The following is a 3562-nucleotide window of genomic DNA, read 5'->3' on the forward strand; positions in this document are numbered from 1 at the left end:
CTGCGACCCGCGTAGTCAAGGGATCGCGGTAGCCGATTACAGCTTCACCCTTGACGCCTTGGTTCTGAAGCCCTCCAGGTTTTGCAACGTTGGGGTATATGCTTGCATGTCAGGTTATGAAATCGTTGGTATCGCTCAACATGGGTATCACCATTTGCCGCCCGCTTCAATTTGAATTTGGGTCTCCGGCGGATCCGCAATCATTGACGCCCCCAATGAATTCTGATAGCTGCAAAAGCATTTGGAAGGTTCAGGGTTAGGGGGTTCAGAGGTTAGGAACGCAGAACATAATAGCTGATAAGCTCAAAACTCAAAGCAGAGACCAGAGACAGAACGATGAACCCTGAACCTCTGAACTGTGAACCCCTGAACCCTGAACCCTGAACGCAGAACCCTGAACCCATGAACCAAGAAAACAGACCCTATATCGGGGTGGCCGTCATCGTTGTCCGGGATGGACGGGTGCTGCTGGGAAAGCGCAGGAATGCCCACGGTGCAGGCACCTGGCAGTTTCCCGGCGGCCACCTCGAGTACGGCGAATCCATCGAGGCCTGCGCCCAGCGAGAATTGTTTGAAGAGACCGGCCTGTCCATCGTCAACCTGCGCATGGGTCCATTCACCAACGATGTCTTCGAAGACGAGAAAAAGCATTACGTCACACTTTTTGTGATTGCCGACCAGACGACCGGCGACGCCCGGGTGAAGGAACCGGACAAGTGTGAGAGCTGGGGCTGGTACCGGTGGTCGGAAATGCCGCAACCCCATTTCCTCCCCATCGCCAATCTGCTCAGGCAAGGCTTCAGCGTTACCGAGGTGTACCACCAAAGGGAGAAAAACGGATGAACGTTCCACAACCGGTGTCGGTTCACGGGGGCCACAGCGGCCAGTTCTGCGGCCACGCCAAGGACACCCTTGAGGAGATTGTTCTGGCTTACATCGATCAGCGGTATGCCTGGGTGGGCATCACCGAACACATGCCGCCGGTGTCGGATGCCTTTGTCTACCCCGAAGAGAAAGGCGCCGGATTCGACGCCGGCACACTCAAGGAACGGTTTGCCGACTACATGACCACCTGCCGGCGCCTTCAGACCAGATATGCCGACGACATCCGGATCTATGTCGGATTCGAAACGGAAGATTACAGCGGCAGCCTCGACTTTACCAACGCGCTGATCGACACCTTTTCACCCGACTATGTGGTGGGTTCCGTTCACCACGTCAAAGACATCCCCTTCGACTACAGCAAAGCCTGCTATGAGGAGGCTGCCGATCGCTGCGGCGGGCTGGATGAAATGTACGCCGCCTATTTCGATCAGCAGTACGAAATGATTCGGGCAATAGTGCCACGCGTGGTGGGCCACCTGGATATCGTGCGGATATTCGATCCTGACTACCGCTCTCGGCTGCTCAAACCAATGATCTGGAAAAAAATTCTCAGGAATCTGAAATTGGTCAAGCAGTTGAACCTGATCCTGGATTTTAACCTGCGCCCGCTGTCGAGGGGTGAGAACGAGCCCTACCTGTCCGCACCCATTTTGAAAAAAGCCGCTGAAATGGGCATCGACATCGTTCCGGGCGATGATTCCCACGGGGTGGACACCATCGGCGCACACATGCACAGTGCAATCACCATGCTCGGAGCAGCCGGGGTGTGCACGGACTGGCGACAACCCGTCGATGCTTCGCATTAGGCGTTGATCGCCAGCGAATGACAGGTTTTGCGTGGATTGAACTGCAGCTCATCCGTCGTCTGACGTGATTTTCTTAAAAACGGCTTCCCGGGGCTCGGAAAACCCTTTCTCATCGAATGTCAGGGCCGTGTGCTTCGCCTCCGGCTGGCTTGTCTGGATATTGATTTCTGGAAACAGCTCGCTGTTTTCCTCCTCCACGTTCGACTCGAAAGGCTCCAAAAAGGTTCGATTCCTGATGGTCCGTCTGTCTCTGCTGCGGCGTCGCTCCGGCTGATGGCTGGCGGAGGAAATCCAACGCCGATCGAGCCCGGTTCTGCGGGTGTTAGGGTTGCTGGTTTTATTTTTTTTCATCGTCAATCCTGATGCCCTCGTAACAAGTCGCATTTCCGACGGGTTCGTAAACAGCCGAGATCAAGGCTTGCGAGCCGCGAAAGTGAGCGGGGTTCGCGAGCGCACTTGAAATCGATCATCATCCATACGGCGAAGATTCCTGCAGGGAATCTTCAATCCCGAGAATACCGCTATCGCGGGTGCCGTAGGCAGCGTACTGACGGTACGCCGCAGTGACGAGGGATGAAGCGTAACGCAGATATCGGCTTTTTTCGAACCTGTCAATCCTGTTCGTGTGCTGCCTCGCCCTGACCATTACCAAGCTCATCCATTGACCATACACGGTTCGCCGGCTTCCAGATTCGGTTGAGGGTCGGCCATATAATCTATTATCGGCTCAACTGGCCAGAACTTTATCTTTCCGTGCATGGATCAGATCTCATGTTTTCTTAGGTGCCGGAGCACCAGCTTTCGCATAACCCCTTGACAGTCAGACTGTTTTTACCTAATGTTTTTTTTAAGCTATTTTGCCCGACGGCCGAATAAGCAATACAGATACCAACCATCTCGGTGCCGTTCTGTGCTGGACAGGGTTGACACAATCTGACCACTCTGTAACAGGCGAGAAACGGACTAGATATAGACGTTAAGGAATGTTGGCAATGAACGACATCTCATCTTTATACCCTGACCGCAGAACCTTTTTGAAATGGGGGGCATCAGCGATCCTGACGACCGTCTGCACACACCCGGTACTGGCAGCTGTGGACCCCAAAGACCCTGAACACCACATTTTGTCTTTCTATAATATTCACACCGGGGAGACCCTTAAAACTTGCTACCGGTCAAGCGGAATGCTGATCCATCGTGCAGTGAACCGGATCAGCCATATCATGCGCGATCACCGCACCGGAGAGGTCAAGCCGGTGGACCCCAAGCTTCTGGATTTGCTTCATCGCATCGTTATGGAGGAAAAGCCGCGCTCTCCCCTCAGCATAATTTCCGGCTACCGCTCCCCGAGGACGAATGAGGCACTGAGAAAAGTCACTGCAGGCGTAGCCCCAAAAAGCCTGCATATGGAGGGCCGTGCCATCGACATCCGAATCCCCGGATACCAGACAACCGCACTTCGCCGAATAGCCGTAGATCTCCACTGCGGTGGTGTCGGCTACTATCCCAAATCGGATTTCATTCATCTGGATACCGGACCGGTAAAGGTCTGGTAACACCGGTTCCCTGCCTGCCGACGTGCGAACTGTGTTGGTATCTTTTCGCTGTAAAAGGATAGAACCTATCTCAACAATAGTCTAAGTGCCCAATGCGGCGTTATGAAACGGCTCAACATGCTCACATACTACATGTACCGTAGAGTAGGGAGGGCATAACCCTCCCCCTCGTCAAACCGGACAGGCGGATTTCCCGCATCCGGCTTTCCCTTGAACTTAACCAAAACGCACACACAGGACGCCAGCACGTGATGCTATTACAAATATATCAGCCCCAGTTGCTTCAGGTGCCGGTAATAGCTTCGCCCTTTCGGT

The 3562-nt window shown here is 54.0% G+C and carries 4 protein-coding genes; 3 read left to right on the forward strand and 1 reads right to left on the reverse strand.

The annotated features are described in order from the left end of the window. Positions 1-402 precede the first annotated feature (402 nt). Positions 403-843 carry an NUDIX hydrolase gene (locus QNK41_RS21785; protein WP_319261607.1) on the forward strand — a complete coding sequence of 147 codons (441 nt, stop codon included), beginning with the start codon at positions 403-405 and terminating at the stop codon, positions 841-843. Continuing rightward, the gene (locus tag QNK41_RS21790; RefSeq protein WP_319261610.1) at positions 840-1691 is read left to right on the forward strand and encodes a histidinol-phosphatase; all 852 of its coding nucleotides are present in this window, start codon (positions 840-842) and stop codon (positions 1689-1691) included. Before QNK41_RS21785 ends, QNK41_RS21790 begins: the two co-directional genes overlap by 4 nt. A gap of 48 nt (positions 1692-1739) precedes the next feature. On the opposite strand, the gene QNK41_RS21795 is transcribed toward QNK41_RS21790, so the two are convergent. Next, a complete protein-coding gene (locus QNK41_RS21795) occupies positions 1740-2042 on the reverse strand; it encodes a hypothetical protein (protein WP_319261613.1) in 303 nt (100 codons plus the stop codon). 641 nt (positions 2043-2683) lie between these two features. Here QNK41_RS21795 and QNK41_RS21800 point away from each other — a divergent pair. Further along, entirely contained in the window at positions 2684-3247 is a 564-nt protein-coding gene (locus QNK41_RS21800; protein ID WP_319261616.1) for a YcbK family protein, read from the forward strand. Positions 3248-3562: the final 315 nt, after the last annotated feature.

Origin of the sequence: Desulfosarcina sp., assembly GCF_033791525.1 — a bacterium.
In the GTDB taxonomy this organism is placed as follows: domain Bacteria; phylum Desulfobacterota; class Desulfobacteria; order Desulfobacterales; family Desulfosarcinaceae; genus Desulfosarcina.